Annotated in this window: 26 protein-coding genes, 2 pseudogenes and 1 riboswitch; of the genes and pseudogenes, 7 read left to right on the forward strand and 21 right to left on the reverse strand. The window is 71.1% G+C overall.

The window, feature by feature from the left end; all coding sequences use genetic code 11:
• Window positions 1–56: 56 nt before the first annotated feature.
• The 5 genes from ACWDAG_RS37905 to ACWDAG_RS37925 are packed head-to-tail and all read right to left on the reverse strand — an operon-like array spanning window position 57 to window position 3,418.
• A complete protein-coding gene (locus ACWDAG_RS37905) occupies window positions 57–329 on the reverse strand; it encodes a phosphoribosyl-ATP diphosphatase (RefSeq protein WP_030946750.1) in 273 nt (90 codons plus the stop codon).
• A gap of 34 nt (window positions 330–363) precedes the next feature.
• Window positions 364–849, reverse strand: a complete 486-nt coding sequence (ribH, locus tag ACWDAG_RS37910; protein WP_003988915.1) for a 6,7-dimethyl-8-ribityllumazine synthase — start codon at window positions 847–849, stop codon at window positions 364–366.
• Between the two features lie 39 nt (window positions 850–888).
• A complete protein-coding gene (locus tag ACWDAG_RS37915) occupies window positions 889–2,178 on the reverse strand; it encodes a bifunctional 3,4-dihydroxy-2-butanone-4-phosphate synthase/GTP cyclohydrolase II (protein ID WP_450700108.1) in 1,290 nt (429 codons plus the stop codon).
• On the reverse strand, window positions 2,175–2,816 hold the full coding sequence (pnuC, locus tag ACWDAG_RS37920) for a nicotinamide riboside transporter PnuC (protein WP_450700109.1): 642 nt from the start codon (window positions 2,814–2,816) through the stop codon (window positions 2,175–2,177). The genes ACWDAG_RS37915 and pnuC overlap by 4 nt, the downstream gene beginning before the upstream one ends.
• Window positions 2,813–3,418 carry a riboflavin synthase gene (locus ACWDAG_RS37925; RefSeq protein ID WP_450700110.1) on the reverse strand — a complete coding sequence of 202 codons (606 nt, stop codon included), beginning with the start codon at window positions 3,416–3,418 and terminating at the stop codon, window positions 2,813–2,815. Before ACWDAG_RS37925 ends, pnuC begins: the two co-directional genes overlap by 4 nt.
• Window positions 3,419–3,570: 152 nt before the next feature.
• A riboswitch (FMN riboswitch) is annotated at window positions 3,571–3,701 on the reverse strand.
• 231 nt (window positions 3,702–3,932) lie between these two features.
• On the opposite strand from ACWDAG_RS37925, the gene ACWDAG_RS37930 reads away from it, so the two are divergent.
• The 3 genes from ACWDAG_RS37930 (at window position 3,933) to ACWDAG_RS37940 (ending at window position 5,831) form a co-directional block, all read left to right on the forward strand.
• Complete coding sequence (locus ACWDAG_RS37930) at window positions 3,933–4,823, forward strand: RNA polymerase sigma-70 factor (protein ID WP_450700111.1); 891 nt, start codon at window positions 3,933–3,935, stop codon at window positions 4,821–4,823.
• A 90-nt stretch (window positions 4,824–4,913) separates the two neighbouring features.
• Window positions 4,914–5,654 carry an SDR family oxidoreductase gene (locus ACWDAG_RS37935; RefSeq protein ID WP_450700112.1) on the forward strand — a complete coding sequence of 247 codons (741 nt, stop codon included), beginning with the start codon at window positions 4,914–4,916 and terminating at the stop codon, window positions 5,652–5,654.
• Between the two features lie 12 nt (window positions 5,655–5,666).
• Window positions 5,667–5,831, forward strand: coding sequence for a hypothetical protein (locus ACWDAG_RS37940; RefSeq protein WP_450700113.1), 165 nt, complete (start codon window positions 5,667–5,669; stop codon window positions 5,829–5,831).
• Window positions 5,832–5,889: 58 nt separating this feature from the next.
• Here the strand turns inward: ACWDAG_RS37940 and ACWDAG_RS37945 are convergent, their stop codons facing one another.
• Window positions 5,890–6,051: a hypothetical protein gene (locus ACWDAG_RS37945; RefSeq protein ID WP_450700114.1), complete on the reverse strand. Its 162-nt coding sequence runs from the start codon at window positions 6,049–6,051 to the stop codon at window positions 5,890–5,892.
• Window positions 6,052–6,075: 24 nt separating this feature from the next.
• The gene (locus ACWDAG_RS37950) at window positions 6,076–7,503 is read right to left on the reverse strand and encodes an ROK family transcriptional regulator (protein WP_450700115.1); all 1,428 of its coding nucleotides are present in this window, start codon (window positions 7,501–7,503) and stop codon (window positions 6,076–6,078) included.
• 139 nt (window positions 7,504–7,642) lie between these two features.
• Between ACWDAG_RS37950 and ACWDAG_RS37955 the strand changes: the two genes are divergently transcribed.
• Complete coding sequence (locus ACWDAG_RS37955; protein ID WP_450700116.1) at window positions 7,643–8,854, forward strand: MFS transporter; 1,212 nt, start codon at window positions 7,643–7,645, stop codon at window positions 8,852–8,854.
• On the opposite strand, the pseudogene ACWDAG_RS37960 reads toward ACWDAG_RS37955, so the two are convergent.
• Both ACWDAG_RS37960 and ACWDAG_RS37965 read right to left on the reverse strand, forming a co-directional pair.
• A pseudogene (locus ACWDAG_RS37960) lies at window positions 8,814–8,997 on the reverse strand (hypothetical protein); the annotation flags it as partial. The gene ACWDAG_RS37955 and the pseudogene ACWDAG_RS37960 sit on opposite strands and share 41 nt — an antisense overlap.
• A 36-nt stretch (window positions 8,998–9,033) precedes the next feature.
• A complete protein-coding gene (locus ACWDAG_RS37965; RefSeq protein WP_450700117.1) occupies window positions 9,034–10,293 on the reverse strand; it encodes an alginate lyase family protein in 1,260 nt (419 codons plus the stop codon).
• Between the two features lie 113 nt (window positions 10,294–10,406).
• On the opposite strand from ACWDAG_RS37965, the pseudogene ACWDAG_RS37970 reads away from it, so the two are divergent.
• Window positions 10,407–11,345: pseudogene (locus ACWDAG_RS37970) on the forward strand (uracil-xanthine permease family protein); the annotation flags it as partial.
• On the opposite strand, the gene ACWDAG_RS37975 reads toward ACWDAG_RS37970, so the two are convergent.
• Window positions 11,324–12,439 carry a glycoside hydrolase family 6 protein gene (locus ACWDAG_RS37975; protein WP_450700138.1) on the reverse strand — a complete coding sequence of 372 codons (1,116 nt, stop codon included), beginning with the start codon at window positions 12,437–12,439 and terminating at the stop codon, window positions 11,324–11,326. The pseudogene ACWDAG_RS37970 and the gene ACWDAG_RS37975 sit on opposite strands and share 22 nt — an antisense overlap.
• Window positions 12,440–12,601: 162 nt before the next feature.
• On the opposite strand from ACWDAG_RS37975, the gene ACWDAG_RS37980 reads away from it, so the two are divergent.
• On the forward strand, window positions 12,602–13,300 hold the full coding sequence (locus tag ACWDAG_RS37980) for a DUF5995 family protein (RefSeq protein ID WP_450700118.1): 699 nt from the start codon (window positions 12,602–12,604) through the stop codon (window positions 13,298–13,300).
• Window positions 13,301–13,322: 22 nt separating this feature from the next.
• On the forward strand, window positions 13,323–14,252 hold the full coding sequence (locus tag ACWDAG_RS37985) for an LLM class F420-dependent oxidoreductase (protein WP_450700119.1): 930 nt from the start codon (window positions 13,323–13,325) through the stop codon (window positions 14,250–14,252).
• Here ACWDAG_RS37985 and ACWDAG_RS37990 read toward each other — a convergent pair.
• From ACWDAG_RS37990 to ACWDAG_RS38040, 11 genes are all read right to left on the reverse strand, one after another.
• The gene (locus ACWDAG_RS37990) at window positions 14,249–15,949 is read right to left on the reverse strand and encodes a flavin monoamine oxidase family protein (protein WP_450700120.1); all 1,701 of its coding nucleotides are present in this window, start codon (window positions 15,947–15,949) and stop codon (window positions 14,249–14,251) included. The two genes, ACWDAG_RS37985 and ACWDAG_RS37990, sit on opposite strands and share 4 nt — an antisense overlap.
• A 47-nt stretch (window positions 15,950–15,996) precedes the next feature.
• Window positions 15,997–16,785 carry a carbon-nitrogen hydrolase family protein gene (locus ACWDAG_RS37995; RefSeq protein ID WP_450700121.1) on the reverse strand — a complete coding sequence of 263 codons (789 nt, stop codon included), beginning with the start codon at window positions 16,783–16,785 and terminating at the stop codon, window positions 15,997–15,999.
• Window positions 16,786–17,050: 265 nt separating this feature from the next.
• The gene (locus ACWDAG_RS38000) at window positions 17,051–17,428 is read right to left on the reverse strand and encodes a DUF742 domain-containing protein (RefSeq protein ID WP_450700122.1); all 378 of its coding nucleotides are present in this window, start codon (window positions 17,426–17,428) and stop codon (window positions 17,051–17,053) included.
• Window positions 17,425–19,362, reverse strand: a complete 1,938-nt coding sequence (locus ACWDAG_RS38005) for a nitrate- and nitrite sensing domain-containing protein (RefSeq protein WP_450700123.1) — start codon at window positions 19,360–19,362, stop codon at window positions 17,425–17,427. Before ACWDAG_RS38005 ends, ACWDAG_RS38000 begins: the two co-directional genes overlap by 4 nt.
• A 56-nt stretch (window positions 19,363–19,418) precedes the next feature.
• Window positions 19,419–20,627 carry an MFS transporter gene (locus ACWDAG_RS38010; protein WP_450700124.1) on the reverse strand — a complete coding sequence of 403 codons (1,209 nt, stop codon included), beginning with the start codon at window positions 20,625–20,627 and terminating at the stop codon, window positions 19,419–19,421.
• A 135-nt stretch (window positions 20,628–20,762) separates the two neighbouring features.
• On the reverse strand, window positions 20,763–21,215 hold the full coding sequence (locus ACWDAG_RS38015) for an Lrp/AsnC family transcriptional regulator (protein WP_450700125.1): 453 nt from the start codon (window positions 21,213–21,215) through the stop codon (window positions 20,763–20,765).
• A 10-nt stretch (window positions 21,216–21,225) separates the two neighbouring features.
• A complete protein-coding gene (locus ACWDAG_RS38020; RefSeq protein WP_450700126.1) occupies window positions 21,226–22,728 on the reverse strand; it encodes an amino acid permease in 1,503 nt (500 codons plus the stop codon).
• 233 nt (window positions 22,729–22,961) lie between these two features.
• Window positions 22,962–23,450, reverse strand: a complete 489-nt coding sequence (locus ACWDAG_RS38025) for a GNAT family N-acetyltransferase (protein WP_450700127.1) — start codon at window positions 23,448–23,450, stop codon at window positions 22,962–22,964.
• Window positions 23,451–23,523: 73 nt separating this feature from the next.
• Window positions 23,524–24,966 (reverse strand): GuaB1 family IMP dehydrogenase-related protein, encoded by a 1,443-nt coding sequence (locus tag ACWDAG_RS38030; RefSeq protein WP_450700139.1) that lies wholly within the window; start codon window positions 24,964–24,966, stop codon window positions 23,524–23,526.
• A 152-nt stretch (window positions 24,967–25,118) separates the two neighbouring features.
• Window positions 25,119–25,436 carry a barstar family protein gene (locus ACWDAG_RS38035; RefSeq protein ID WP_450700128.1) on the reverse strand — a complete coding sequence of 106 codons (318 nt, stop codon included), beginning with the start codon at window positions 25,434–25,436 and terminating at the stop codon, window positions 25,119–25,121.
• A 46-nt stretch (window positions 25,437–25,482) separates the two neighbouring features.
• The gene (locus ACWDAG_RS38040) at window positions 25,483–26,526 is read right to left on the reverse strand and encodes a sugar-binding transcriptional regulator (RefSeq protein ID WP_450700129.1); all 1,044 of its coding nucleotides are present in this window, start codon (window positions 26,524–26,526) and stop codon (window positions 25,483–25,485) included.
• Window positions 26,527–26,601 lie beyond the last annotated feature (75 nt).

The raw sequence follows: 26,601 nt of genomic DNA on the forward strand, positions 1-26,601 counted from the left end.
CTTCCTTTGTTCGTGCGTACGGAGATGTGTGCGGGGTCTCTAGCGGCTGTGACGGCTCAGAGGTGGGCGTAGACGTCGTCCAGGGAGATGCCGCGGGCGACCATCATCACCTGGACGTGGTACAGCAGCTGCGAGATCTCCTCGGCGGCCGCTTCCTTGCCCTCGTACTCGGCGGCCATCCAGACCTCGGCGGCCTCTTCGACGACCTTCTTGCCGATGGCATGGACGCCCTTGCCGACCAGTTCCGCGGTGCGGGAAGTGGCGGGATCGCCGTGGGCTGCCTTGTGCTGGAGCTCGGTGAAGAGCTCCTCGAACGTCTTGTTTGACATGGTGACGCTCAGCCTATGCCAAACCCCGCATACGTCAGCGCCACGGTTCAGATACTGAGCGGAGGGTCGCCGCGGTGGCCACCGCCGCGGTCACCGCCTCGTGCCCCTTGTCCTCGTTCGAGCCCTCGATGCCGGCCCGGTCCAGGGCCTGCTCCTCGGTGTCGCAGGTCAGTACGCCGAAGCCGACGGGGACACCGGTCTCGACGGAGACCTGGGTGAGGCCCTGGGTCACGCCCTGGCACACGTACTCGAAGTGCGGGGTGCCGCCGCGGATGACGACACCGAGGGCCACGATCGCGTCGTAGCCGCGGCCCGCGAGGACCTTGGCGACGACCGGGAGCTCCCAGCTGCCGGGGACCCTGAGCAGGGTCGGCTCGTCGATGCCCAGGTCGTGCAGGGCGCGCAGGGCGCCGTCCACCAGGCCGTCCATCACCTTTTCGTGCCACTGCGCCGCGATGACGGCGACCCGCAGGTCCCCGACGTTGCGTACGGACAGTTCCGGTGCGCCCTTGCCGCTCACGTTCTCGTGTCTCCTCGGTGTGCTCTGGTCTTACGGGTGTTACTGGGTGCTGCAGGTGGACACGGGGGCCGTGTCCAGCCAGGGCAGGTCGTGGCCCATCCGGTCCCGCTTGGTGCGCAGGTAGCGGAGGTTGTGCTCGCCCGCCTGTACGGGCATCGGCTCGCGGCCGGTGACCTTGAGGCCGTGGCGGACGAGCGCGTCGGTCTTGTCGGGGTTGTTGGTCATCAGGCGCACGCTGCGGACACCGAGGTCCTCCAGGATCTGTGCGCCGGCGCCGTAGTCCCGGGCGTCCGCGGGCAGGCCGAGCTCCAGGTTGGCGTCGAGTGTGTCGCGGCCGCGCTCCTGGAGTTCGTAGGCGCGCAGCTTGGACAGCAGGCCGATGCCGCGTCCTTCGTGGCCGCGCAGATAGACCACCACTCCCCGGCCCTCGGACTGGATGCGCTGAAGTGAGGCGTCCAGCTGGGGGCCGCAGTCGCAGCGCAGGGAGGAGAAGATGTCGCCGGTCAGGCACTCGGAGTGGACGCGGACCAGGACGTCCTCGCCGTCGCCGATCTCGCCGTGGACCAGGGCGACGTGCTCGACGCCGTCGACGGTGGAGCGGTAGCCGTAGGCCGTGAACTCACCGTGGGCGGTGGGCAGTTGGGTCTCTGCCTCGCGGCGGACGGTGGGCTCGGCGGTACGGCGGTAGGCGATCAGGTCCTCGATGGAGATGATCGTCAGGCCGTGCTTGCGGGCGAAGGGGATCAGCTCGGGGAGGCGGAGCATACGGCCGTCCTCTCCCGCGATCTCGACGATCGCACCCGCCGGGCGCAGGCCCGCGAGGCGGGCGAGGTCGACGGCGGCCTCGGTGTGGCCGTTGCGCACGAGGACACCGCCGGACCTGGCGCGCAGCGGGAAGATGTGGCCGGGGCGGACGAAGTCGTCGGCGTGGGTCTCTCCGCTCGCCAGCAGCTGGAGGGTGGTGGCGCGGTCGGAGGCGGAGATGCCGGTGGTCACGCCGTGCGCGGCGGAGGCGTCCACGGAGACCGTGAACGCGGTCTTCATCGACTCGGTGTTGTCCTCGACCATCTGCGGGAGCTTCAGCCGCTCCAGCTCGTCGGCCTCCATGGGCGCGCAGATCAGGCCGCGGCACTCGCTCATCATGAAGGCGATGATCTCGGGAGTGGCCTTCTCGGCGGCGATGACGAGGTCGCCCTCGTTCTCGCGGTCCTCGTCGTCGACGACCACGACCGGGCGGCCGGCCGCGATGTCGGCGATGGCCTGCTCGACCGGGTCGAGCGACCAGTCCTCGATGCCGTCGGTGCTGTACAGGATCGGTGCCGTGGTCATGCCGGCGCTCCTTCCAGGACGGGCTGCGACGCCTGACGGGAGCGCAGCCACCAGTCGCGCATGCCCCACAGGACGAGTGCGCCGTAGATGACGTAGACGAAGCCGGAGAAGGCGTAGCCGTTGGCGAAGTTGAGGGGGACGCCGACCAGGTCGACGAGGAGCCAGGCGATCCAGAACTCGGTCATGCCGCGCGCCTGGGCGTACATGGCGACGATGGTGCCGACGAAGATGTATGCGTCCGGCCAGGGGTCCCAGGACAGGGACGGGTAGGCCTTGAAGAGCAGGGCGACGGCGACCGTGCCGACCGCCGCGGCGGCGACCATCGCGCCGCGTTCGCGCCAGGTGGCGAAGCGCGGGGCTATGTGGCCGTCCTCCGCCTGCCCCTTGTTGCGGTTCCACTGCCACCAGCCGTACAGCGCCACGACCATGACGACGACCTGCTTGCCGGCGCTGCCGGCGAGGTGGCCGTAGAAGGCGATGAACAGGACGAGGCCGGAGAGGAACTGGACCGGCCAGGTGAGCAGAGAACGGCGCCAGCCGAGGGCCAGGGTGATCAGGCCGAGTATGTTGCCGATCATGTCCGACCAGATGATGTGCTGGTCGAGGAGGGTGAAGGCCTCCGAGTTCAGCCAGTTCACCGGTTCGCCCCCTGACCGGCTCCGAGCAGGCGCTCCACGTACTTGGCGACGACGTCGACCTCGAGGTTGACCGGGTCGCCGGGCTGCTTGATGCCGAGCGTGGTCAGGGCGAGGGTGGTGGGGATGAGGCTGACCGTGAAGTAGTCCGGGCCGGCGTCGACCACGGTGAGGCTGATGCCGTCGACCGTGATGGAGCCCTTCTCCACGACGTAGCGGGTCAGCTCCGCGGGGAGGGAGATCTTGATGATCTCCCAGTGCTCGGAGGGCTTGCGCTCCAGGACCTGGCCCGTGCCGTCGACATGGCCCTGGACGATGTGGCCGCCGAGGCGGGCGCCCACGGCCATGGGGCGTTCCAGGTTGACGCGGGAGCCGACGGCGAGAGCGCCGAGGCTGGAGCGGTCGAGGGTCTCCGCCATGACGTCGGCGGTGAACTCGTCGCCCTCGTGTTCGACGACGGTGAGACAGACCCCGTTCACGGCGATGGAGTCGCCGTGCTTCGCGCCATCGGTGACGACGGGGCCGCGCAGCCGGAAGCGGGAGGCGTCGCCGAGGTTCTCGACGGCCGTGATCTCGCCCAGCTCTTCGACGATTCCGGTGAACACTTCCCGGGTCCTCCTGCCTCTTCGGGCACGGACTCCGGGGCCTGTCGATGACGACAGAATGAACGAGCTAGGACACCGGGGGCGACGCCGGACGGGACCCGCCCCGAGGACGAGCCCAGATACGGCGGCGCGCATACGTCGATGCCCGCCCGCCGCGCACTGCCTCCCATCCGGACTTTAACCGTCGGTCCAGGAATTTCACCTGGTCAACCGGCCGCTGGAAGCGGTCGGGTCGCGGACTGTAACCGCCGGTTCGGACTTTCACCGACCCCGGAGTGCGCTGCTTCTGGTACAGGGTCAGTGTGCCACGCCTGATCGAGGTCCATACGGGCGAACGGTGTGGGTTGGCTCACAGGCGCTGTGGATGGACTTCTCATCCCGGCCCACCTGGTGGACCCTTTGGTCTAGTCCTTTCGGGATCTTCATGGACCGGCCCGGCGGTGGTGACGACGGCCCTTGCCCACCGCCGGGCCTCACAACTCCCCCGCCCAAGGGCTCTGGCAGGGTGGTGCGCATGAGCAGCGCGACCGCCGACGAGTTCGAGACGCACCGCCCGCGACTGTTCGGCCTCGCCTACCGCATGCTGGGCTCGGCCGACGAGGCGGAGGACGCGGTGCAGGACGCCTATCTGCGCTTCAGCGGGGCCGACCGTGCGGGCATCGAGTACCCGGCGGCCTGGCTGGCCAAGGTCGTCACCAACCTGTGCCTCACCCGCCTGACCTCGGCCCGCGCCCGGCGCGAGCACTATGTCGGAACCTGGCTGCCGGAGCCCGTGATCACCTCGGACGGCACGCTCGGCCCCCTGGAGTCGGCCGAGCAGCGCGATGCCGTGTCGATGGCGATGCTGATCCTGCTGGAGCGGCTCAGCCCGACCGAGCGCGCGGTGTACGTGCTGCGGGAGGCCTTCGGGTACGGGCACCGCGAGATCGCCGCAGTACTGGACCTGAGCGAGGCCAACTGCCGTCAGCTGTACCGCCGGGCGGTGCAGCGGGTGCGCGAGGACCGGTCCCGTTTCGATCCGGCGCCCGAGCGGCAGGAGGAGCTCGTCGCCTCGTTCCTCACGGCGGCCCGGGACGGTGACCTCGCCGGGCTGGAGAAGCTGCTGACCGCGGATGTGGTCTGGTCGAGCGACGGCGGCGGCAAGGTCAGCGCGGCCCGGCGGCCGGTCGAGGGGCTGGACAAGGTGGCGCGGCTCGCGGTGGGCGGCGCCGAGCGGTTCGCCGCCGGTCTGGACTTCACGGCGGCCGAGGTCAACGGCGAGACCGGGCTGGCCGCATGGGCGGGCGACGCGCTGGTCGGCATGGTTGCGTTCGAGGTGCGGGACGGTCTGATCTCGCATGTGCGGGTGGTGGTGAACCCGGACAAGCTGGGCTTCGTCCGCCGGCAGCTCGCGCGGGCGGCGTAGGGGCATGTCACATTCCACGCGGCTGCTCGGTCTCGGCTGACGTGGGGCGCTCCATCCGGGAGCGCCCGGCGTCCGAAGGGGCTGAACAGCATGACCACGATCCTGGTGACCGGCGGCACCGGAACCCTCGGCCGGCTCGTCACCGAGCGGCTGCGTGCGGACGGGCACGAGGTGCGGGTGCTCAGCCGTCACAGCCGGCCGTACGCCGTCGATCTGCGCAAGGGCGGTGCCGGGCTGGAGGCGGCGGTCACGGGCGTGGACACGATCGTGCACTGTGCGACGACGCAGACCGGCGGTGACGAGAAGGCGGCCGGGAACCTGGTCGCGGCGGCACGGCGGGCCGGGGTGGGGCACCTGGTGTACATCTCGATCGTCGGCGTCGACCGGGTGCCGTATCCGTACTACCGGACCAAGTTCGCCGTCGAGAAGCTGATCGAGGAGTCGGGTCTCGGCTGGACCGTGCTGCGCACGACCCAGTTCCACGACCTGCTCGTGATGGTGTTCAAGGCGCTGGCCAAGCTGCCGGTCATGCTGTTGCCGGGGCGGCTGAGCGACCAGCCGGTCGAGGTGGCGGAGGTCGCGGCGCGGCTGGCCGAACTGGCCGCCGGTGCTCCCGCGGGGCGGGTCGAGGACATGGGCGGGCCGCAGATCCGGACGTTCGAGTCGCTGGCCCGTGCGTATCTGAAGGCGACCGGGCGTCGGCGGGCGGTGGTGAACGTGCCGCTGTGGGGCAAGGCGTATCAGGGGTTCCGCAGCGGCGGGCATCTCGCGCCGGAACACGCCGTCGGCAAGGGGACGTTCGAGGAGTTCCTGGCCGGGCCGCGCGGATGAGCCGGCGCAACCGTGCGCAGAGGGCTCGGGCTGCTCGCCCTGTGGATCCTGCTGCTGCCGGACACCTTCTGGAAGTGGCGCTGGGTGTCGCTGCTCCCGCCCTACAGCGAGCATCTGCTGCGGGACCTCGGCGGGCGAACCTCGCGCTCGCGGTGGTGCTGTGTGCGGCGGTCGTGACCATGGAGCGACGGCTGGCCATCACCTCGCTGGTGGCGTACCTGACCGCTGCGGTGCCTCATCTGGTGTTCCACGCCGGGCGCTTGGAGCCGTTGTCGGCGGGCAGCGGTGCGGGGTTGATGGCGTTGCCGGGGGCGGGGGTGGTGGTTCCGGCAGCGCTGCTCTGCCTGGCGGCGAACGCCTCGGCCTTCGCGGCGCCGGAACCCCTCTCATACCGCACGGAAAGCACAGATCACCCCACGAACTACCGCCCAGGCGGAGCGAACAACTCCTCCTGAGCGCGGTCCCGCGCGGTGAGCAGGGCTCCGCGGAGGACGGCACTGCCACCGAGGGCGCTCGCCCGGACCTCGGTGGGCAGCGGGGACATACGGCCGACCCGTTCGGCCACGCGGCGGGCGAGTTCGTCGCCGCCCGCCTGGCCGACCTCTCCGCCGAGGACGAGACAGCCGGGGTCGAGGATCGCCACCACGGAGGCGACACCGACGGCAAGGCGGTCGGCGAGGGCGTCGAGGAAACGGGCGGCGGGCGGCACGTCGAGGGCGCGTACGCCGTCACGCGTCGGCGCTGCGCCCCGGGTGTCACCCGTCTCCCCGGCACGCTCGACACCGCCGGCTGACGCGAGCCCGGCCCTCCCTGCCTCGTCGCCGCGTGCCGGCACCGCCGCGGTCCCGTCCGGTGCAGATCGACCCACCCGGGGTCCACGGCCATGCACCTCCGCCCGCGCGTCCCCAGCTCCCGAATTCGCCGTGTCCGCCACCCCGCCAACCTCCGAAACCAGCGCGACCGCCGCCCGCACCACCCCCGCGGCAACGGGCTCATACGCCGGCCCCTCCGCCGTCAGCCCGTGGTCCCGTGCCAGCTTCACGATCGCTGCCGACCCGGCCAGGGAGTGGAATCCCCCCTCGCATTCCGTCGCCGAAGGCAGGGCGGTCGTCCCCGGTACGGGCAGGAAGCCGATCTCCCCGGTGCCGCCGGAGGCCCCGCGGCGCAGCGTGCCGTCCAGGACCACGGCCGCACCGGTGCCGTGACCGAGCCACAGCAGGACGAAGGTGTCGCGGTCCTGGGCGGCGCCGTCGCGCTGCTCGGCGAGTGCCGCGAGGTTGGTCTCGTTCTCGACGCTGACACGGGCCTCGGGGAGGCGCTCCTGGAGTGCGGCGACCAGGCGGCGGTGCCACTCGGGCAGGCCCGAGGAGTCACGGAGTTCGCCGGTGGACGGGTCGATCAGGCCGGGGGCTCCGATCCCTACGGTATGGAGGCGGTCGGCACCGGCCTCCTTCGCCACGCGTTCGACCAGCGCGACCGCCTGTTCCACCGCAGGGCCCGTCCCCGTGTCGCCGCCGATCGGCACAGATGCCTCGGCGAGCACCTGTCCGACCAGGTCGGAGACGACCACGGACACGCCCTCGGTACGCACGTCCAGGGCGGCGAGATGCGCGCGGTCCGCGACGATCCCGTACAGCTTCGCGTTCGGTCCGCGCCGCTGCTCCCCCGCCTCCCCGACCACGGTGATCAGGTCGGACGCGGTCAGGCGCTCCACCAGGTCGGCGACCGTCGGCCGGGACAGGCCGGTCAACTGCTTCAACTGGCCGGCCGTCAACGGACCCTTCTGCTGCAGCAGACGCAGGGCGAGCCGGTCGTTGATGGCCCTGGCGGTGCTGGGGGATGCGGGCATGCCGGGATCCTTCCAGATCAGCGGGACCGGGCCGAGTCGAGCGTGCATCCGGGCGGCCATTAATCCCCTATCTATCAGGCAGGGTTCCTGATAGTTTACGCGACGCCGATGGGACCGTAGGGGAAATGGGGGGCCCAGAATGAGCGACGTGGTCTACGACCTGCGCGAGGTGAGGCGGGCCCGGTACGCCGTGGCCGCCGTGTTCACCGTGCACGGCGCCGTCACCGGTTCGTTCGCGACCCGGGTGCCATGGGTCCAGGACCATGCCTCGCTCAGTGCGGGACAGCTCGGCTTCGCCCTCGCCTTCACGGCGTTCGGCGCGTCCTGTTCCATGCCGCTGGCCGGGCGGATCAGTCATCGTTTCGGCAGCCGTACGGCGCTGCGCGGCCTGATCTCGCTGTGGACACTGTCCCTCGTCCTGCCGTCGCTCGCGCCGAACATGCTCACGCTGTGCCTGGCGATGTTCACGTACGGGGCGAGTGCCGGCATGGCCGACGTCGCAATGAACGCGCTCGGTGTCGAGGTGGAACGGCTGCTCGGCAGGTCGATCATGTCGAGCCTGCACGGCATGTGGAGCGCGGGCGCGCTGATCGGCTCGGCGGCCGGCACGCTCGCGGCGCACCTCGGTTCGGACGCGCGCCTGCACTTCGCGCTGGCGGCGGCCACCCTCACCCTGCTCGGCGTGCTGGCCTGCCGCTGGGTGCTCGACGTGCAGGCCACCGAGGACGAGGAGCCGCCGCCGAGGTTCGCGCTGCCACCGAAGTCCGCGCTGCTGATCGGCACCGTCGGCTTCTGCGCGGTGTTCGCCGAGGGCGCCAGTCTCGACTGGTCGGCGGTCTATCTGCGCGACCAGCTCGACACCTCTGCGGGCCTGGCCGCCGCGTGCACGACCGGGTTCATGCTGACCATGGCGGTGGCCCGGCTGGTGGGCGACGTGGTGGTCAACCGCTTCGGCGCGGTCCGCACGGTGCGGGCGGGCGGCGCCCTGGCGGTCCTGGGCGGGCTGCTCATCGTCGTCGCGGGAGATCCGGCCGTGGCGATGGGCGGTTTCGCGCTGCTCGGCCTCGGTATCGCGGTCGTCGTGCCGCTGTGCTTCGCGGCGGCGGGTCACAGCGGCACGAACCCGAGTCAGGCCATCGCGGGCGTCGCGACCATCACGTACACCTCGGGCCTCATCGCGCCCAGTCTGATCGGCGGGGTGGCACAGGCGACGAGCCTGGTGGTGTCGTTCGTGCTGGTGACGGTCCTGGCGTGCGGCCTCGCGGCCTTCGCGGGCGTCCTGCGCGGCGGCGACCGCAGCCGCCCGGAGGTCACCCGTCCGAGCGCAGCAGTTCCCGACCCGCGGCCCTGAACCGCTTGCTCCACGGCGTGGGCCGCATCGTCTCGGGGTCCAGCCGGACCAGTACCCAGCTGGACCCAGGCCCGCTCGACCATCAGCGGGTGGCGGGCATTGCGGAGCACGCCGAGGGCGTCCAGGTCGTCGCAGGGGACGGTGCGCGCCGACCGTGAGGGACACCGGAAAGGCCCTGGTCAGCCCGCTATCGAGTCCAGCTGCTCGGCCGCCGGGCGCAGCGCCCAGAGGTCACCGCCGGGTGGTGTCTCCAGCTTCGCGACGGCCTGCTGCGCCGCCTTGTCCCCCGCGTCCGCCGCCGCGTGCACGACGTCGCTCGCCGCGTAGCGGTGGAACTCCAGCTCCGGATGCGGCCAGGCGGAAGCGCCCGTCGCGGTGGGCAGCAGATAGTCGACGGCCTTGAACAGGCCCTGCCCGTCCGGCCCTTGATACGCCCACAGGTTCACTCCGACGTGCCGGCCGATCGCCGCGAGCCGGGTGTAGGCGACCAGGTCGAAGGTCGAGTAGTGCCAGCTCCGCGTCCGCGCGAGCTCCTGCGGCTGGCTGCCGTCAGCCGCGATCTGCGGGTCGATGCGTCTGGTGCGCGCGTCGAGGACGGTCCGTCGGGCCAGTGCCCGGTCGCCGGTCGCACAGGCGAGCGCGGCGAGCTGCATGTCGTAGAAGGTGCCGTGGTTGTTGGCCGCCGCGCCCTCCTCCTTGCCGAAGGCGCTGTTCTTCAGCCAGCCGAGGAAGTCGGAGTTCCACCGGGCCATCCCCGTCCGGTCGCTCTCCGTCCAGCCGGGGGCGCCCGTGCCGAGGATCGCGAGGGCGTCGACGACGCTGGTGTACGACTGCGAGAAGTCGATGATGCCGATGGCCCGGCCGTCGTACTTGCAGGGGATGAACTGGGCGTGGTTCAGGTTCGGGTTCATGCGCGTGGCCGGGTCGAGGAACCAGGCGCGCAGGACCTGGGCCGCTTTCTCGGCGTAGGCCCGCTTGCCGCTGTAGTACCAGGCCAGGGACAGGTCGTACGTCGAGTCGAAGACCTTCTCGACATCCTGGCGGTCGGTACCGGAGTCGACCTCGGGGTTGCGCTGTCCGTCCCGCTGAACGTACGGGCAGCCCCACGGGTTGTCGGCCGTCGGGGGCCGGGTGGGCCACCAGTAGGGCGCCTGGCTCAGGTAGTCGTGGAGGTCGCCGCCGGGTGCCGGTCTGGGCTTGTCGACGACCGTCCAGGGGCCCTGGGTCAGCCAGTTGTCGGCACGGGTCGTCAACTCCCGTAGAGCGTGCTCCAGTTGTGGATCACCCTGGTCCAGGCGGAGCTTCGTCCGCTGCAGCCTGGCGCCGTCGAGGACGGCGGTGTCGGGAGCCCTGGGTGCCGCGTGCACGGAGGGGACGAGGACGGCGGCGAGGGTCACCACCGCAGCGAGCAGGACGGCGGCACGGGATCTTCCACTCATCGAGCACTCCGATCCATCGAACGAAGGGTCAGAAATGTGAACGCAGTTCATGAGTAGGACCGTGCGAGCGTAGAGGCGCCAGCTGGCCGTGACAATGGTCCGGACCGTCTTCCCGTACAGGGAAAGAAAAGCCCCAGCACGTGGTGGCCATGTTCGGCGCGTCCTTCGTGGCGCCCGTGTTGATGGGCCTGGACCCCAACCTCGCGATCATGATGTCGGGCGTCGCGGCCGTGATCTTCCTGCTCGCCACCCGCGGCCGGGTGCCCAGCCATCCGGGCCGCTCACTGTCGTTCGTGGGCGTCGCCGTGCAGCGCCTCGGAGCGCGGATCATCCACGCCACCATGCCGCCGATCGTCACCGGGGCGGTCGTGATGCTGATCGGCTGTGTCTGCGTGGCTTCCGGTCCCGGATCGCGATCTTCCTCGGCCTGGTCTTCGGACCTCTCCGGCGTCGGCAAGGGAGACTGGATCGGCCTGCCGTCGTTCCACGGACCGTCCTTCCAGTGGTCGGCGATCCTCGTGGCGCTCCCGGTCGTGATCGCTCTCGTCGCCGAGAACGCCGGGCATGTCAAGGCGGTCGGCGAGATGACCGGCGACTCGCTGGACGACAGGCTGGGCACGGCGATCGCGGCCGACGGCATCGGCTCCGTGCTGTCCACCGCGGTCGGCGGCCCGCCCGACACGACGAACTCCGAGAACATCGGCGTGATGGCGGCGACCCGCCTCTGCTCGACCGCCGCGTACTGTGCCGCCGCCGGCTTCGCCCTCCTCTTCGGCCTCTGCCCGAAGTTCGGCGCGGTCGTGGCCGCGATCCCGGGCGGCGCGCTCGGGAATCCGCCGAACCTGGTGCCGGCCGCCGCGGGCATCATCATCGGCTGGGCAACGTGACGATGAAGTTCACCGACGACTTCTCCCTCAGCGGCATCGCCCTCGGCACCCTGGTCGTCATCACCGGCTACCACGCCCTGCGGGCCTTCACGCCCCCGCATCTCAAGACCCGGCAGTACGCTCCTGGACGAGGGCACGTCCTCCTACGACGACGCCAAGTCATAGGCGTACGAAGGGCTGAAGGTGCCCGGAGCCCCCTTGCAGCCGTCCGACTCCCCCGGCAACTTCACCCACAGATAGGCGTCGATGCGCGCCTCGCCGGTGCTGAGCGTGGGCGCCCGGCCGAGGCTGCGGCCCGCCGGGTCGCACCACTCGCCGTCGGCGGGGGCGCCGTTGCCGTTGCGGCTGGTGTCGATGACGGCGCCCAGGCTCGCGGGGCCGCCGAGGGCGGCGAGGACCCGGCGGTCGTAGGCGATCTCGTCGGGCGTCGTACGGAAGTTGGAGACGTTGCTGAAGATCCCGTCGGAGGACACGGCCGAGGCGGCGCCCGCCTGCTTCAGCAGCGCCGCCTGCTGCGCGGCCGGGTTCCAGCCGGAGTGCCCGGCGTCGTAGTAGACCCGCGCCTTCGGGTCCGCGGCCTTCAGGACACGGCCCGCGCGGGCCAGCGAGGCGAAGCGGTCGGCGCGGGCACGGTCGGACAGGCAGTCGGACTGGGCTATGGAGTCGGGTTCCAGGACGACGACGACCTCGCCGGAGCCGAGCCCCGCCGCGAAGCCGTCGATCCAGGCGTCGTACGCGGCGAGGTCGGGCGCCCCGCCCTTGGAGGCGCCCCCGCAGTCGCGGCCGGGTATCGCGTACGGCACGACGACGGGCACCCGGCCCTGCGCCGCGGCGTCCGAGGTGACCGCGCGGACGCGGGAGGCGATGGTCTCCGGCGCGTAGTCGGCGAACCACACGGCGGCCGGCTGGTCGGCTATGCGGGACTCAATGACCGGAGTGCGCGGGTCGCCCGGGTGGGCGCGGACCCAGTCGAGCACCTGGGAGTCGGAGTGCCGGTAAAGGCGGGCGGACACCCTGACGGGCTGCGACTTCTTCTCCGTCCTGATGGGCGACGGAGTGGTCTTCTTCGGCGAACTCGGTGTCGGGGAGGCGGACTTGGTGGCCGTGGCCGAAGGGGAGGGCGCCACCGGCAGCTGCTCGATCCGCGGCGAACTGGTCACCTCGGGCTTCGCCTGCTCCGTGCCGCGTCCGTCGTCGAGCGCCGACATCATGCCGGTCGCGGTGCCGACGGCGACCACGGCAGAGGCCACCGCGACCATGGCGCCACGCCGGTTGGCCCGCCTGCGTTCGGCCCTGCGTGCGGCCAGCCGCTGCGCGCGTAAGCCTGACACAGTGCTGCTCCCCCCACTTCGTTCCCCCGTTCTGGGGAAGCGCCGGGCCCGCCGACACCCTCGTCAGCCTAGGACTGGGACCCTTCCCCCATGGCGCAATTGGAACACTTCACCACTTCTGTAGACGCAGTCGTCTCCCGGATGCGCGCCCTCGACGCGGCCCTGCCCGAACGGGACGGGGTCGCGGTCTTCAACCGCGTCTACCTCGCCGTCACCGAGGCCGTCGACCGGAGCATCGACGCCCATCGGTTCGCGGACGCGCGGGCGGCGATCACGCTGGACGTACGGTTCGCGGAGCGCTATCTCGCCGCCGTCGACGCGGTCACCGCCGAGCGGCACCCGCCGGCCTGCTGGCGGCCCCTGTTCCAGCTCCGCCGCCATCCCGGAGTACGTCCGCTGCAGTTCGCACTTGCGGGCATCAATGCGCATATCGGCCACGACTTGGCGCTCGCCGTCGTGGACAGCTGTCGTACGTTGGACTGCGAACCGGCCGAACTGGAGGACGAGTTCGATCGCGTGGGCGACCTCCTCGTCTCGCTGGAGGAGCGCATCCGCGAAGATCTGATGCCGGGCCCCGACCTCCTCCAGATCGCCGACCCGCTCACCCATCTGCTCGGCGCATGGAGTCTGGAGCGCGCCCGCGACGCCACCTGGACCGCGGCGCGGGCGCTGTGGGCCCTGCGCGGACTGCCCGAGGTCGCCGCGGAGTTCACCGAGCGCCTCGACGCGGCGGTGGGCTTCGCGGGACGCATGCTGCTCACGCCGCTCCCGAGTTACGTTGACTGTTGAACCGACGCAAAGGAGCGGACGCATGGCCATTCGGCTGGGACTGAGCCTTCCTCAGGCGCGGCAGTACGACATCGGACGCGATGTGCCCGACGTGGCACGCACCGCCGAACAGATCGGCTACCAGAGCCTGTGGGTCTATGAGCGTGCCCTCTTCCCCGAACCCGCGACCCAGGGTCTGTACGGCGTCGAGGGCCTGCCGTGGCCCGACGTGTACCGGGGCGTGCCGGACCCCCTGGTGACGCTGACCCTGGCCGCCGCGGCGACCGACCGGGCCCGGCTCGGCACGAGCATCCTGGTGGCCCCGCTGCACAACCCCTTCCAGCTGGCCAAGTCGCTCGCCACACTGGATGCGGCGAGCGGCGGCCGGGTGCTGGCGGGCCTCGGCACCGGCTGGTCGCTCGACGAGTACGCGGCCGCGGGCGTGGCACCCTTCGAGGAGCGGGGCCGGGTACTGGACGAGATCATCGACGTCTGCCGGGCGGTGTGGGGCCCGGACCCGGTGACGTACGAGGGCCGGATCACCAAGATCGCCTCGGCCGTGGTCGGCCCCAAGCCCGCCCGTCCCATCCCGATCCTGCTGCCCACCAACAGCAAAAAGGCGATGACCCGGCTCGTCGACCGCGCCGACGGCTGGATGCCGATCGCCATGGGTGCCGGGCAACTGGCCGCGCAGTGGCGTCAGTTGCAGGACCTGGCGGCCGAGCGCGGCCGCACCGGGCCGATCGAGACGGTGGTGCGGGTGAACGCCCGGTACACGCCCAAGGCGTACGACGGGGCCGACCGCTCCCCGTTCCAGGGCAGCGTCGCCCAGCTCGTCGAGGATCTCGCCGCCCATGCCGACAGCGGCCTCGACGAGTTCTTCTTCGAGCTCCAGGGCGGCGCGCGGGACGCCCAGGAGCTGAAGGACGTGGCCGCCGAGCTCTACGAGTCCGTGCGCGCCGCCGGTCTCTAGTCCTCCGGCAGTTCGACCGGCGCGATCTCGTCGTACACGTCGCCCGGCCCCGGGTTGGTCGCGTCGGTCCCGCCGCCGAAGTGGTGCATGACGCCCCAGACCGCGTTCAGCGCGGTCTGGATCGCGCCCTCGGCCCAGCCGGCCGTCCAGGAGATGTCGTCGCCGGCGAGGAAGATGCCCCGCTTGTCCTCGGGCAGCCGGTCCTGCATGAAGTGCGTGAACAGACGGCGCTGGTAGCGGTAGTGGCCGGGCAGGTTGGCCTTGAACGCGCCCATGAAGTAGGGCTCGTTCTCCCAGGACACCGTCACCGGGCTGCCGATGATGTGCTTCCTGATGTCGACCTTCGGGTAGATCTCGCCGAGCGACTTCAGCATGACCTCCATCCGCTCGTTCGCGGACAGCGGCAGCCACTTCAGGCTGTCGTCGCACCAGGTGTAGGAGAGACAGATGACGGCGGGCTTGTCCGGGCCGTCGTCGAGGAGGTAGGTCCCGCGCGTCATACGGTCGGTGAGCGTCATCGACATGACGTCCCGGCCCGTCTCCTCGTCCTTGTCGAGCCAGAACGGGCGGTCGACGGGCACGAAGAGCTTGCTGGACTCCATGTAGTGGGTGCGCTCGATGGCCGTCCAGTGGTCGATCGGGAAGAGCGAGTCGTCGCAGGCGATCTTCGACAGCAGCATCCAGGACTGGGCGGTGAAGATCGCCGCCTGGTAGGTGCGGATGTCGCCGTCGGCGTCCGTGACCGTGATCCGGTTGCCCGCCGTGCGGTGCAGCCGGGTCACGGCCGGGCGGGGCTCGCCGTCCACGTGCAGGGACTTCAGGGACGTCCCGTACGGCCAGTGGACGATCTTCTCGGGCTCGCGCTCCCAGAGCCGCAGCGGCAGCTGCTGGCTGCCGCCGACGATGCCGCGGTGGTGGTCGTCGGCCTCGGTGTAGACGACCCGCAGGATCTCCAGGATGGAGTTCGGGAAGTCGGTGTCCCAGCCGCCCGTCCCGAAGCCGACCTGGCCGAAGATCTCGCGGTGGCGGAAGGACTTGAAGGCCTCGGAGTCGCAGAGGAAGCCGTAGAAGGTCTGGTTGTCGAGCTTCTCGACCAGCTTCGCCCAGATCTCGCGGATGCGCGGCACGTCACGCTCGCGCAGGGCACGGTTCATGTCGGAGAAGTCGGCGCCCTCTTCGAGGCACTTGTTCCACGCCTCGGCGACATCGCGGTAGACCTGCGGCAGGTCGTCGACCGTCTCGGCGTAGTGCGACTCGCCCTTGAGGTCGACGACCGTCGAAGGGGTCGCCTCGGCAAGGGGGTTGGGGAAGGGCCGGGTCTCGAGTCCGACCAGGTCGATGTAGTGCTGAAGGGCGGTCGAGGACGGCGGAAAGCGCATCGCGCCCATCTCGGCGGTGAGGGACGGGTCGCAGCCCTCGAACCCGACGGTCCGCAGGCGTCCGCCGATCCGGTCGGCCTCGTACACGACCGGCTTGAGGCCCATCTTCATCAGCTCGTAGGCGGCCACGATGCCGGACAGTCCGCCGCCGATGACCGCGACCTCGGAGCCGTGCTCGGTCGCCGGTATCTGGCCGAGACCCGCCGGGTGGGCGAGGAAGTCGTCGTACGCGTACGGGAAGTCCGGGCCGAACATGGTGATCGGCGGCAGCTGCTGCTCGTCTGCGTGCTCGACGGCGTTGGGCACGGTGGACGTCATGGGGTACGGACTCCTTGCACGGAAAATACGAGTACGGGGTGAGGGGTTCAGACGAGGGACCCGTAGAGGCCGGGACGGCGGTCCTTCAGGTACGGGTTCGCCTCGCGGGAGGCGGCGAGGAAGGCGGGGTCGGCGTCGGCGAACACCAGTTCCTCGCCGCGTCCGGCGCGGGCGCGGGCGACCCCGTCGGGACCGGCCAGCGCGGAGAGGCCGACGAAGTCGAACTCCCCTTCCTGACCGACCCGGTTGACGTACGCGACGTACATCTGGTTCTCGAAGGCGCGCACCGGGATCATCGACTCGGCGACGAACTGGAACGGGTGCATCTGCGCCGTCGGCACGACGAGGAGGTCGGTGCCGGCCAGGGCGTGGGCGCGGACGTTCTCCGGGAACTCGACGTCGTAGCAGATCATGAGGCCGACGGTGAGCCCGCCGAGCTCGGCCTGGACGACCGGCTGCCCGCCGGGCGTGAAGTGGTCGCGCTCGAAGCGGCCGAAGAGATGGGTCTTGCGGTAGTTCGCGAGACGGATGCCCTCGGCGGAGATCAGCTGGGCGGAGTTGAAGACGGTCTCGCCCTCCCGCTCCGGATACCCGTACGCGATCGCGAGCCCGTGCCGCCCGGCGATGTCGGCGATCACGTCCGCGGACTCACCGTCGGCCGGCTCGGCGAGGCGTCCGATGCCGTCGCCGATCGCGTACCCGGTCAGGAACATCTCCGGCGCGACCAGCAGCAGGGCACCCGCGGCAGCGGCCCGCCCGGCGGCCGCGTCGAGCACCTTGAGGTTCTCGGCAACGGACCCGGGACGACCGGAGCTCTGGAGCAGGGCGGTGCGCATGCGTGTTCCTCAGCGGTACGGAGGGATTCGGGGGCCACTTAGACGGTACGGTCGCGGGGCTGCGCCCAGCAAGAAGAACCCGTTGCGCGCCAGTGAGCAGTTCGTTGCGTACCGAGCCCGTCCGACGGCGATTCGTTGCGCTCTTGAGCCACCGGGTTCCTGCAGCGCCCCGACAGGGGCGCGGGGCTGTGTCGACATGCGGCTCCGCCGCGCGGGCGCGACAAGCCACAACGCACCCGCAGACAACCAACAGTCCCGCCCGGTGCTAAAGCTGCCGCAACCGCTCAATGATCTCCCGCAGCAATGCGGGATCACCCGCGGCCCCGCCCGCATGCACGCGCCGCGGCGCATCGACCCGCACAAGCCCGGCCTCGGCCAAATCACCGAGCAGCACCCGCACCACCGTCAGCGGCAGATCCGCATCCGCGGCAAGCTCGACAACCGGCCGAGACCGACGACGCACCAGGTAGAGCAGGGCCGCCCCGGCATGGTCGACTCCCGCCCGCCCCTCCCCCTCCACGGCAGTGACCTGCGCCATCAGATCGATGCGATGGCGCTCGGACGGCCGGGTCCGCCCCCGCGTGACGGTGTACGGCCGCACCATCGCCCCCGTCTCGTCCTCGTACCAGTGCTCGTCGCTCACGGCAGGGCAGCCCGCGCCGGCACGGCCTCCTCCGCCAGCACCGCCTCCGGCAGGGTCACCACCGCCGTCGTCCCGCCGTACGGCGACGGGCCGAACGCCACCTCGATCCCGTGCCGGGCGGCGAGGCGGCCCACGACGTACAGCCCGAGCCTGTCGTGCCGGGTCGGGTCGAAGCCGCCCGGATTCCTGATCGTCCGCTCCGCCTCCGCCAGCTGCCCGGCGTCGAACCCGAGCCCTCGGTCGTCGATCTGCAGGACGAAGCCGCCGTCGGCCCGTGCAGCGCGCATGGTCACGCGGGTGTCCGGCGGCGAGAACACCGTGGCGTTCTCGACGAGCTCGGCGATCAGGTGCACGACGTCGGCCACGGCGTCCGCCGCGACGCCCACCGGGGGCATCGGCGGCACCTCGACCCGGGCGTACGCCTCGATCTCACCGACGGCGGAGGCGACGACGTCGGCGACGGGCACCGGGCGCCGCCATCGGCGGCCGGGCGCCGAGCCGGAGAGGACGATCAGGTTCTCGGCATGGCGCCGCATCCGGGTGGTGAGATGGTCGATACGGAAGAGCTGTTCCAGAACGTCCGGGTCGTCCGTGCGCCGTTCCAGCGTGTCGACGAGCTTCAGCTGCCGGTGCACGAGCGACTGGTTACGGCGGGCGATGTTGAGCAGCACCGCGGAGAGCCCGCGGCGCAGGTTCGCCTGCTGCACGGCCGCCTCGACGGCCGCAAGGCGTGCGGCGTTGAAGGACCGCCCCACGTCGCCGATCTCGTCGGCACCCGCCTCCCCGTCCGCGAGCGGCGGCGCCTCCGTGACCGCGTCCACCTCCTCGCCCGCACTCAACCTGGCCATGACGTCGGGAAGTTGGCGGGTGGCCAGCAGATCGGCGGCATCCCGCAGCGTCTCCAGCCGCCGCGAGATCCGACGGGCGCCCCGCACCGCGAACCACAGCGACAGCCCTACGGCAGCCAGCCCGACCACTCCCACCGCGGCGGCTCTGGCCAGCTCCTGGTAGGCGAACTCCCGCCCGCGCCCGGCGGAGTTCATGGCGGACCGGGTGCACAGCCGCATGTACTGCTTGACCGCCCGGTCGGTGGTGGAGCGCCAGGAGTCGGCCGCGACGGCGTCCGCCGCGCCCGATGCTCCTGCCCGCAGCAGCGCGTCCTCGCTCCTCACCAACGTGCGGTGCAGTTGCCCGCGCTGGAAATCCTCGAACAGCTTCCGCGAGTCGCCCGGCAGGTCGGGAACATACGTCCGTTCGAAGACCCGCCGGTCCTCGATGGCCGCCGTGAGGGTGTCGTACTGCCGGTCGGTGAGCGTCCCGGCGGCCCGCGCTCCGGCGACCAGCGCGTCCTCCCTCGACACGAACTCCCGTACCCGGACCAGCTCGACGACCACCTGGGCCTCCCGCGCGAGCTGTCCGGCCTGCAGGGCGGTGAGTGTGGACTCGACGTCGAAGCCGGGTTCCACCAGGGCGTTGTACTCGCTCACGGCCCGGTCCCAGGAGATGTCCCGGGACAGCACCCGCTCGCGCAGCCCCTCCAGCCTGCCGACCGCCGTGACCATGGCGTCCAGCGACCGGCGCTGCCGCCCGGAGAGCCGGTCCCGGTTCCCGGCCCGGACCGCGTCGCGCATGGCGTCCAAGGCCCGGTCCGTGCGGCGCTGCTGCTCCAGCAGCCCGGCGACGGGGGGCGTACGGCGGTCCGTGCCCAAGTACGCGGCGGAGAGCCGCCGTTCGATCTGGATCTGCCCGATCGCCGTGTCGACGGGGGTCCCGAACTCCTCGTAGACCCCCTGCACCCGGACCAGCGCGCGCAGTTCCCCGGTGACCGACACCATGGCGAAGCTCCACAGCACCAGCAGGGCCAGCACGGGAGCGAGCGCGAGCGCGACGATCCGGGCGCGGACCGTGGTGGGACGGCCGATGAACCGGCGCATGCTCTCCCCCTGGAGTTACTCGCCAGTGCTACTTGTCGGTAACGACGCCGCACAACCTATGGGATGCTCCGCCGGGACCGCAATGGCCTCCTGAGCACCAGCAGCATCGCCGTCACCAGATACGGCACCGCGAACAGCGCGAACGCGGTGCTGTGCGCGGCTCTCGTCTGGATCACCGCGTAGACGCCGTACGCCGCGACCGTGGCGAGGTCGCTGCCCAGGCCCGCGACCGAGGTCAGGGTGGCCCGGCGGGTGTCGTCGATGCGCTGCTGGAGGCGGACGTCGGCCAGTACGGTCGCCAGCTGGAAGCCGCCGAAGGCGAGCGCCAGCAGGCCCAGGGCGGCGGGGGTACGGGCCGCGGCGCCCAGGGCCATGGCGAGGGCGGCCGCCGCGAGGACCGCCGCCAGCCCTGCCGTACCCATGCGCTCCCAGGGCCCGGCCAGCAGGCCACCGGCGGTCGCTCCCGCCCAGATCAGCAGGAGCAGATAGGGGACCGTCGTCTCCGCCACGCCGGTGTCCCGGACCAGCAGCGGCGTGTACTCGTCGAGCGCCTCCCACACGGCCGCCACCGCCGGAACGAGCAGGAGCGCTCCGCGCAGCGACCGGTCGCGGCGGACCGCGGCGAGCCCCTCCCGAAGGGTCGTGGACCAGTCCTCCGCCTCGGCCTTCGGCGCCGCCCGGTCCTCCGGGAACCGCGTCGCCGTCGCAGCGCTCGCCAGGCAGGCCAGCACGCTCGCCGCTCCGACGGCGGGGTAGCCGCCCCAGGCGAACACGGGGCCGGCGAGCGCCATGGCCGCCATGATCGCGACATGTCCGGCAGCCCGTGCCCGGCCCATGATCCTGGCGTACCGCTCGGCCTCCCCGAGCCGTTCCAGTTCCTCGTACACCAGCGCCTCCAACGCGCCGGAGCCGAGCGCTCCGCGCGCGCCCCACAGGACGAAGCCCAGGGCGAAGGCCCAGTACGACGGGGTGAGTACCCACAAGGTGAAGCCGGCCGCGGTGAGCAGCGGGCCGAGCCAGAGCAGCAGCCGCCGGGAGACGGCGTCGGCCCAGGCGCCGGAGGGCACCTCCAGCAGCACGCCGGTGAGGGACCAGAGGGCGAAGAGGGAGGAGATCTGCCAGACGGACAGACCGGTGTCGCTGAACAGCAGCGCGTACACCGGGTAGAGCAGGACGAAGTCGTCGAGGAACGCGTAGCCGTACAGCGTGGCCGTGAGGCGGCGGACGCCGGTGGTGACGGGCACGCGCGCAGGTGAGAGTGTCATGAGGCCTTCCCGCAGGGACGGATCGGATGCCGGAGGTACGGCGTCCGAGGCGGCCCTCGGGAGGCACGGCTGGTGGATCAATGTCGCCAGGTCATGGCACCGATGGTAGGCGCGTGCGGCGATTCCGTCCGGTGATTATGTCGGTGACCCCGACGAGAAGCGGCGCAGCAGCGGGGACAGCACCAGCACGGACTTGGTGCGCTCGACGAACGGCTCCCCGGCGATGCGCTCCAGGACCCGTTCGAAGTGCCGCATGTCGGAGGCGAAGACCTGGACGATCGCGTCCGCGTCACCGGTGACCGTGGAGGCGGCCACGACCTCCTGGTAGCGCTCCAGGCCCCGCCGGATGGTCTCCGGCGAGGTGTTGTGCCGGCAGTAGATCTCGACGAACCCCTCGGTCTCCCAGCCGAGCGCGCCCGGGTCCACCCGTACGGTGAAGCCGGTGATGGCCCCGGTGGCGCGCAGCCGGTCCACGCGCCGCTTCACGGCGGGCGCGGAGAGGCCGACGAGCTGCCCGATGTCCGCGTAGGAACGGCGGGCGTCCTCGGCGAGGGCGTGCACGATGCGTTCGTCGAGATCGTTCAGCACTGCTGGTGGTTCACTTCTCTGGAGTCGCGAGTACTTCTGGAGTCGCGAGTTCTTCTCGCGTGGCAAGGCGGGAGCGGCGATAGCCGTACCCGAAGTAGAACACGAGCCCGACCGCCATCCAGGCCCCGAAGACCACCCAGGTGACGGCGGACAGGCTGCCCATCATCCAGACGCAGAACGCGAAGCCCAGGGCAGGCAGGACCGGCGACAGCGGGACACGGAAGGTGCGGGGCATGCCCGGGCGGGTCCGGCGCAGCACGACCACCGCGATGTTGACCAGGGCGAAGGCGAAGAGCGTCCCGATGCTGGTGGCGTCGGCGAGCTGGCCGAGCGGGATCGCGGCGGCGAGGACTCCGCAGAACAGGGAGACGATGACCGTGTTGGCCCGGGGCGCGCCGCTCTTCGGGTGGACCTTGCCGAACACCTTGGGGACGAGCCCGTCCCTGGACATCGCGAAGAGGATGCGGGTCTGGCCGTAGAGCACGGTCAGCACGACGCTCGCGATGGCGATGACCGCGCAGGCGGCGAGCAGGGTGCCCCAGAAGGACTGGCCGGTGACGTCGCGCATGATCTGGGCGAGCGCGGCCTCCGAGTCGTTGAACCGCCGCCAGGGCTTGGCGCCCACGGCGACGGCTGCGACGAGGACGTACAGCGCGGTGACGATCACCAGCGACAGCATGATGGCCCGCGGCAGGTCACGCTGGGCGTTCTTGGCCTCCTCACCCGCGGTGGAGGCGGCGTCGAAGCCGATGTAGGAGAAGAAGAGCGTGGCGCCGGCGGCGCTCACGCCCGCCATGCCGAGCGGCATGAAGTGCTCGTAGTTCCCGGACCTGAAGCCCTGGATGCCGATGGCGCAGAACAGCACCAGCGCCGCGATCTTCACACAGACCATGATCGTGTTGGCCCGGGCGGACTCGCGGGCGCCGCCCAGCAGGAACGCCATGGCCAGCAGGACCACGATCAGCGCGGGCAGGTTGAAGACGCCGCCGTCGCCGGGCGGGGCGGAGAGGGCGTCCGGGATGGTGACGCCCATGGTCCCGTCCAGCAGCTCGTTGAGGTACTCGCCCCAGCCGACGGCCACGGCGGCGACCGAGACGCCGTACTCCAGGACCAGACACCAGCCGCAGATCCAGGCGATCAGCTCACCCATCGTTGCGTATGCATACGAGTACGAGGACCCGGCGACCGGGATGGTGCCCGCCAGCTCGGCGTACGAGAGGGCCGAGAAGAGCGCGGTCAGACCGGCGATCACGAAGGACAGCGTGACGGCGGGACCGGCCTTGGGCACGGCCTCGCCGAGGACCACGAAGATGCCGGTGCCGAGGGTCGCACCGATGCTGATCATGGTGAGCTGCCACAGGCCGAGGGAGCGGCGCAGGGCGCCTCCCTCACCCTGGCCGCCCTCCGCGACCAGGCGTTCCACCGGCTTGCGACGCATGAGGCGCGCACCGACGCCCGGGGACGTTCGGGCGTTGGTGGTGCGGCCTTGCGGGGGTGCGCCTTGATCGAGCACGCGCTGACTCCTTCGTCACTGCGGTCAGCGCGGCGGGGACCGGCGGCACCCCCGCGCGAACAGGAACCCACCGAGCGGGGTCCCTGCCACGCCACGTACAGGGCACGACCCTACGGGCCATTCCTTCGCAGGCGAAATGCAGCAACCTTGCGCATGGCTGCAAGATCATTGCGTTCATCGCAGGGGGGCGGGTGGTCGTTGCGCAGGGGCTTTCGAGCGTTGCGTACGGCCGCTCAGCGCAACTCCCTGACCATGAAGGTGCAGGCCTCGACGCACTCGCGCTCGGCGCCGTCCACGTCGACGTACGTGTAGCGGTCGAGGTAGTCCGCCACCGGGCGGTACCCGAGTCGCGCGTACAACGCGGCCGCGCGCGGGTTGTCCCGTCCGACGCCGATGCCGACCACCGGCAGGGCCCGCTCCCGGGCCAACTCCTCAGCCGCTCGGATCAGTTGGGTGCCGATCCCGCGCGAGCGGAGCTGCTCGGGCCAGACGTTCAACCCGCCGATCTCGGGGCAGTCCACGGCGACTTCGGGCGCCTCGCAGCCGGTCCAGCGCATCTCCGTGTGCCCTACGGGCCGGCCCTCCAGCCAGGCGACCAGGTAGGTGCAGTCCCCCGCCTCCTGCCGGGCGAAGCGCCGGGCGTGGAAGGAGGTGAGTCCCGGCGAGGGCATGTGCTCGTCGAGCAGCGCCACATCGGCGGCCCGGCAGACGGTGATCTCCATGCATCCGACGGTAGAGCCCGGGCGTGCCGACGGCCCCCGATTTTCAACGGGGGCCGTCGGCAGGGCACTTCGCTCAGCTCCAGCTGGCGTGCAGCGGCTTGCCCTCCGCATAGCCGGCAGCGCTCTGGATGCCGACCACGGCCTTCTCGGCGAACTCCTCCAGGGAGCCCGCACCGGCGTAGGTGCAGGAGGAGCGGACGCCCGCGATGATCGAGTCGATCAGGTCCTCCACGCCGGGACGGGCCGGGTCGAGGAACATGCGGGAGGTGGAGATGCCCTCCTCGAACAGCGCCTTGCGGGCGCGGTCGTACGCCGACTCCTCCGACGTACGGTTGCGCACGGCACGCGCGGAGGCCATGCCGAACGACTCCTTGTACAGACGGCCGTTGGCGTCCTGCTGGAGGTCACCGGGGGACTCGTAGGTCCCCGCGAACCACGACCCGATCATCACGTTCGACGCACCGGCCGCCAGCGCCATGGCGACATCGCGCGGGTGACGGACACCGCCGTCGGCCCACACGTGCTTGCCGTACTTCTTCGCCTCGGCCGCGCACTCCAGGACCGCGGAGAACTGCGGGCGGCCGACGCCGGTCATCATGCGGGTGGTGCACATCGCGCCCGGGCCGACGCCGACCTTGATGATGTCCGCGCCCGCCTCGATCAGGTCGCGCACACCCTCGGCGGCGACGATGTTGCCGGCGACGATCGGTACCCGGGGGTCGAGGGCGCGCACCACCTTGATCGCGCTGATCATCGACTCCTGGTGGCCGTGCGCCGTGTCGATGACGAGCGTGTCCACGCCCGCGTCGAGCAGCTGCTTGGCCTTGCCCGCGACATCGCCGTTGATGCCGACGGCGGCGGCGACGCGCAGCCTGCCCTGCGCGTCGGTGGCGGGCGTGTACAGCGTGGCGCGCAGGGCGCCCTTGCGGGTGAGGATGCCGGCGAGCCTGCCGTCCTTGTCGACTGCGGGCGCGTAGCGGCGGTTGGCGTGGTCGAGCCGGTTGAACGCCTCACGCGGGTCGATGTCCGCGTCCAGGAGGAGCAGATCCCGGGACATGACGACCTCGAGCTGCGTGAAGCGGTCCACGCCGGTCAGGTCCTGGTCGGTGACGACGCCGACCGGCCGGCCGTCCTCGTCGACGACCACTCCGGCGTTGTGTGCACGCTTGGGCAGCAGGGCCAGCGCGTCCGCGACGGTCTGGTGCGGGGCCAGCACGATCGGGGTGTCCAGGACGTGGTGGCGGCTCTTCACCCAGGAGACGACCTCGGTGACGACCTCGATCGGGATGTCCTGGGGGATGACGACGAGGCCACCGCGCCGGGCCATCGTCTCGGCCATGCGGCGACCGGCGATGGCGGTCATGTTGGCGACGACCAGCGGGATCGTGGTGCCCGAGCCGTCCGGGGAGCTGAGGTCCACACCCTGCCGCGAGCCGACCGCACTGCGGCTCGGGACCATGAAGACGTCGTCGTACGTCAGGTCGTACGCGGGCTGGATGTCGTTGAGGAAACGCACGTGCTGCACATCCCAGTCGATCAGAGGTGGCCCCCGGACAGGTCAGCCAGGGGAGAAGAGCACGTACTTCATTGTCCCATGTCGACCGGAATGCGATGCACGGGCAGATCATCCAGGCTGGTCAGAGGGTCCTTCGGAGGAACCTCCAAGCACTATCGCGCCTCGCCTCCGAGAGCCAGCGCCACGGAGAGCTCCGGCGTCCGGCCCGTCTCCTCGGCGAACACCTCCTGCGCCGTCTCCCACTCCCGCGGGCTCGCCCTGGCGTACCCCTGCCAGTTCCGGACGACGACCAGCAGCCCCTGCTCGGCGGCACCCTCGGGCCACAATCCGGTGTCGGAGAGGACGTCCGCCAGCGCATCCCAGTTGCGGCCGAAATAGTCCGGCAGCCGCAGGTCCCGGGCGCACCGGTCCATCAGCCCCGCCTTGTCCGTGACCCCGTCGAGGTCCAGCGTGACCACGATTTCCGCCATCTCAGTACCGCCCTGAACGAGTCGCGACCATTCTCCTGACCATCTGTCAGAGGCCGTCCGGGTCGGCCCTGTTGAGCGCCGGCTTCGGCGTCGCGCCCGCCGTCATCAGGACGTCCGCGGCCGACGTGTCCGTCACCAGGCTGGTGACGAGCCCGGAGCGCAGCACCGCGTCGATGGCGGACGCCTTGCGCGCCCCGCCCGCGATCGCGACGACCTCGGGGATACGGCGGAGCTGGTCGGCCTTGACGGTGATGCACCGCTCGCCGAGGTCCCGGCCGACCCGGCGGCCCTGGCCGTCGAAGAGGTGCGCGGACATCTCGGCGGCGACACCGAGCGAGGCGTAGTGCGCGCGCTCCTCGTCGCTGAGCATGTCGTGCACCGTCGAGATGCCGGGCTCCCAGGAGCCGATGGAGACGCAGGCGACCGTGACCTTGTCGAAGTACTCGAAGGCCCGGGCGATCCCGGTCTGGTTGCGAAGCGCTGCCGCGGTCGCCGCGTCCGGCAGCAGCATCGGCGCGTAGATGGGGTGGGCGTCGCCGCCGGAGACCTGAGCGGCGCGGCGCACGGCCTCCACGGAGCCGCGCTCGGCGGTCCCGGCGTCGTACACGCCCGTCAACTGCACCACCGTGCACGGCGGCAGCCGGTCCAGTGCCGCGGCCATGTGGATGGTGGAGCGGCCCCAGGCAAGGCCCAGCACATCGCCCTCGTTGACGAGTTCGCCGAGCAGGTCGGCGGCCACCTCACCGAGGTTCTCCGGATCGGGGGTCTCCTCGGCCTCGGCCGGGGACTCCACCACGACGGCGTGCCTGAGTCCGTAGCGGGCGCGCAGCGCGTCCGAGCGCTCCGCGTCCAGCTCGGCCGGGACGCGGATCTCGATGCGTACGAGATCCCGTTCGAGAGCGGTCTCCAGCACCCGGGCCACCTTGAAGCGGCTGACGCCGAACTCCTCCGCGATCTGGATCTTGGACTTGCCCTCGAGGTAGAAGCGGCGGGCCATGGCCGCCGCCTGCACCAGCTCAGCGGGTCCCATCCGCACTGCTGACCGGCCCGCCGACATACCCGACACGGCGATCTCCTCACTGCTGTTCACACTCTGGATTCGCCGTTCATCCTTGCAGATTCGGCGCGCTTGATCCGCCCTGATGGGCGCCGTTCACGTTGTCTT

Source organism: Streptomyces sp. NPDC001157, assembly GCF_053598255.1.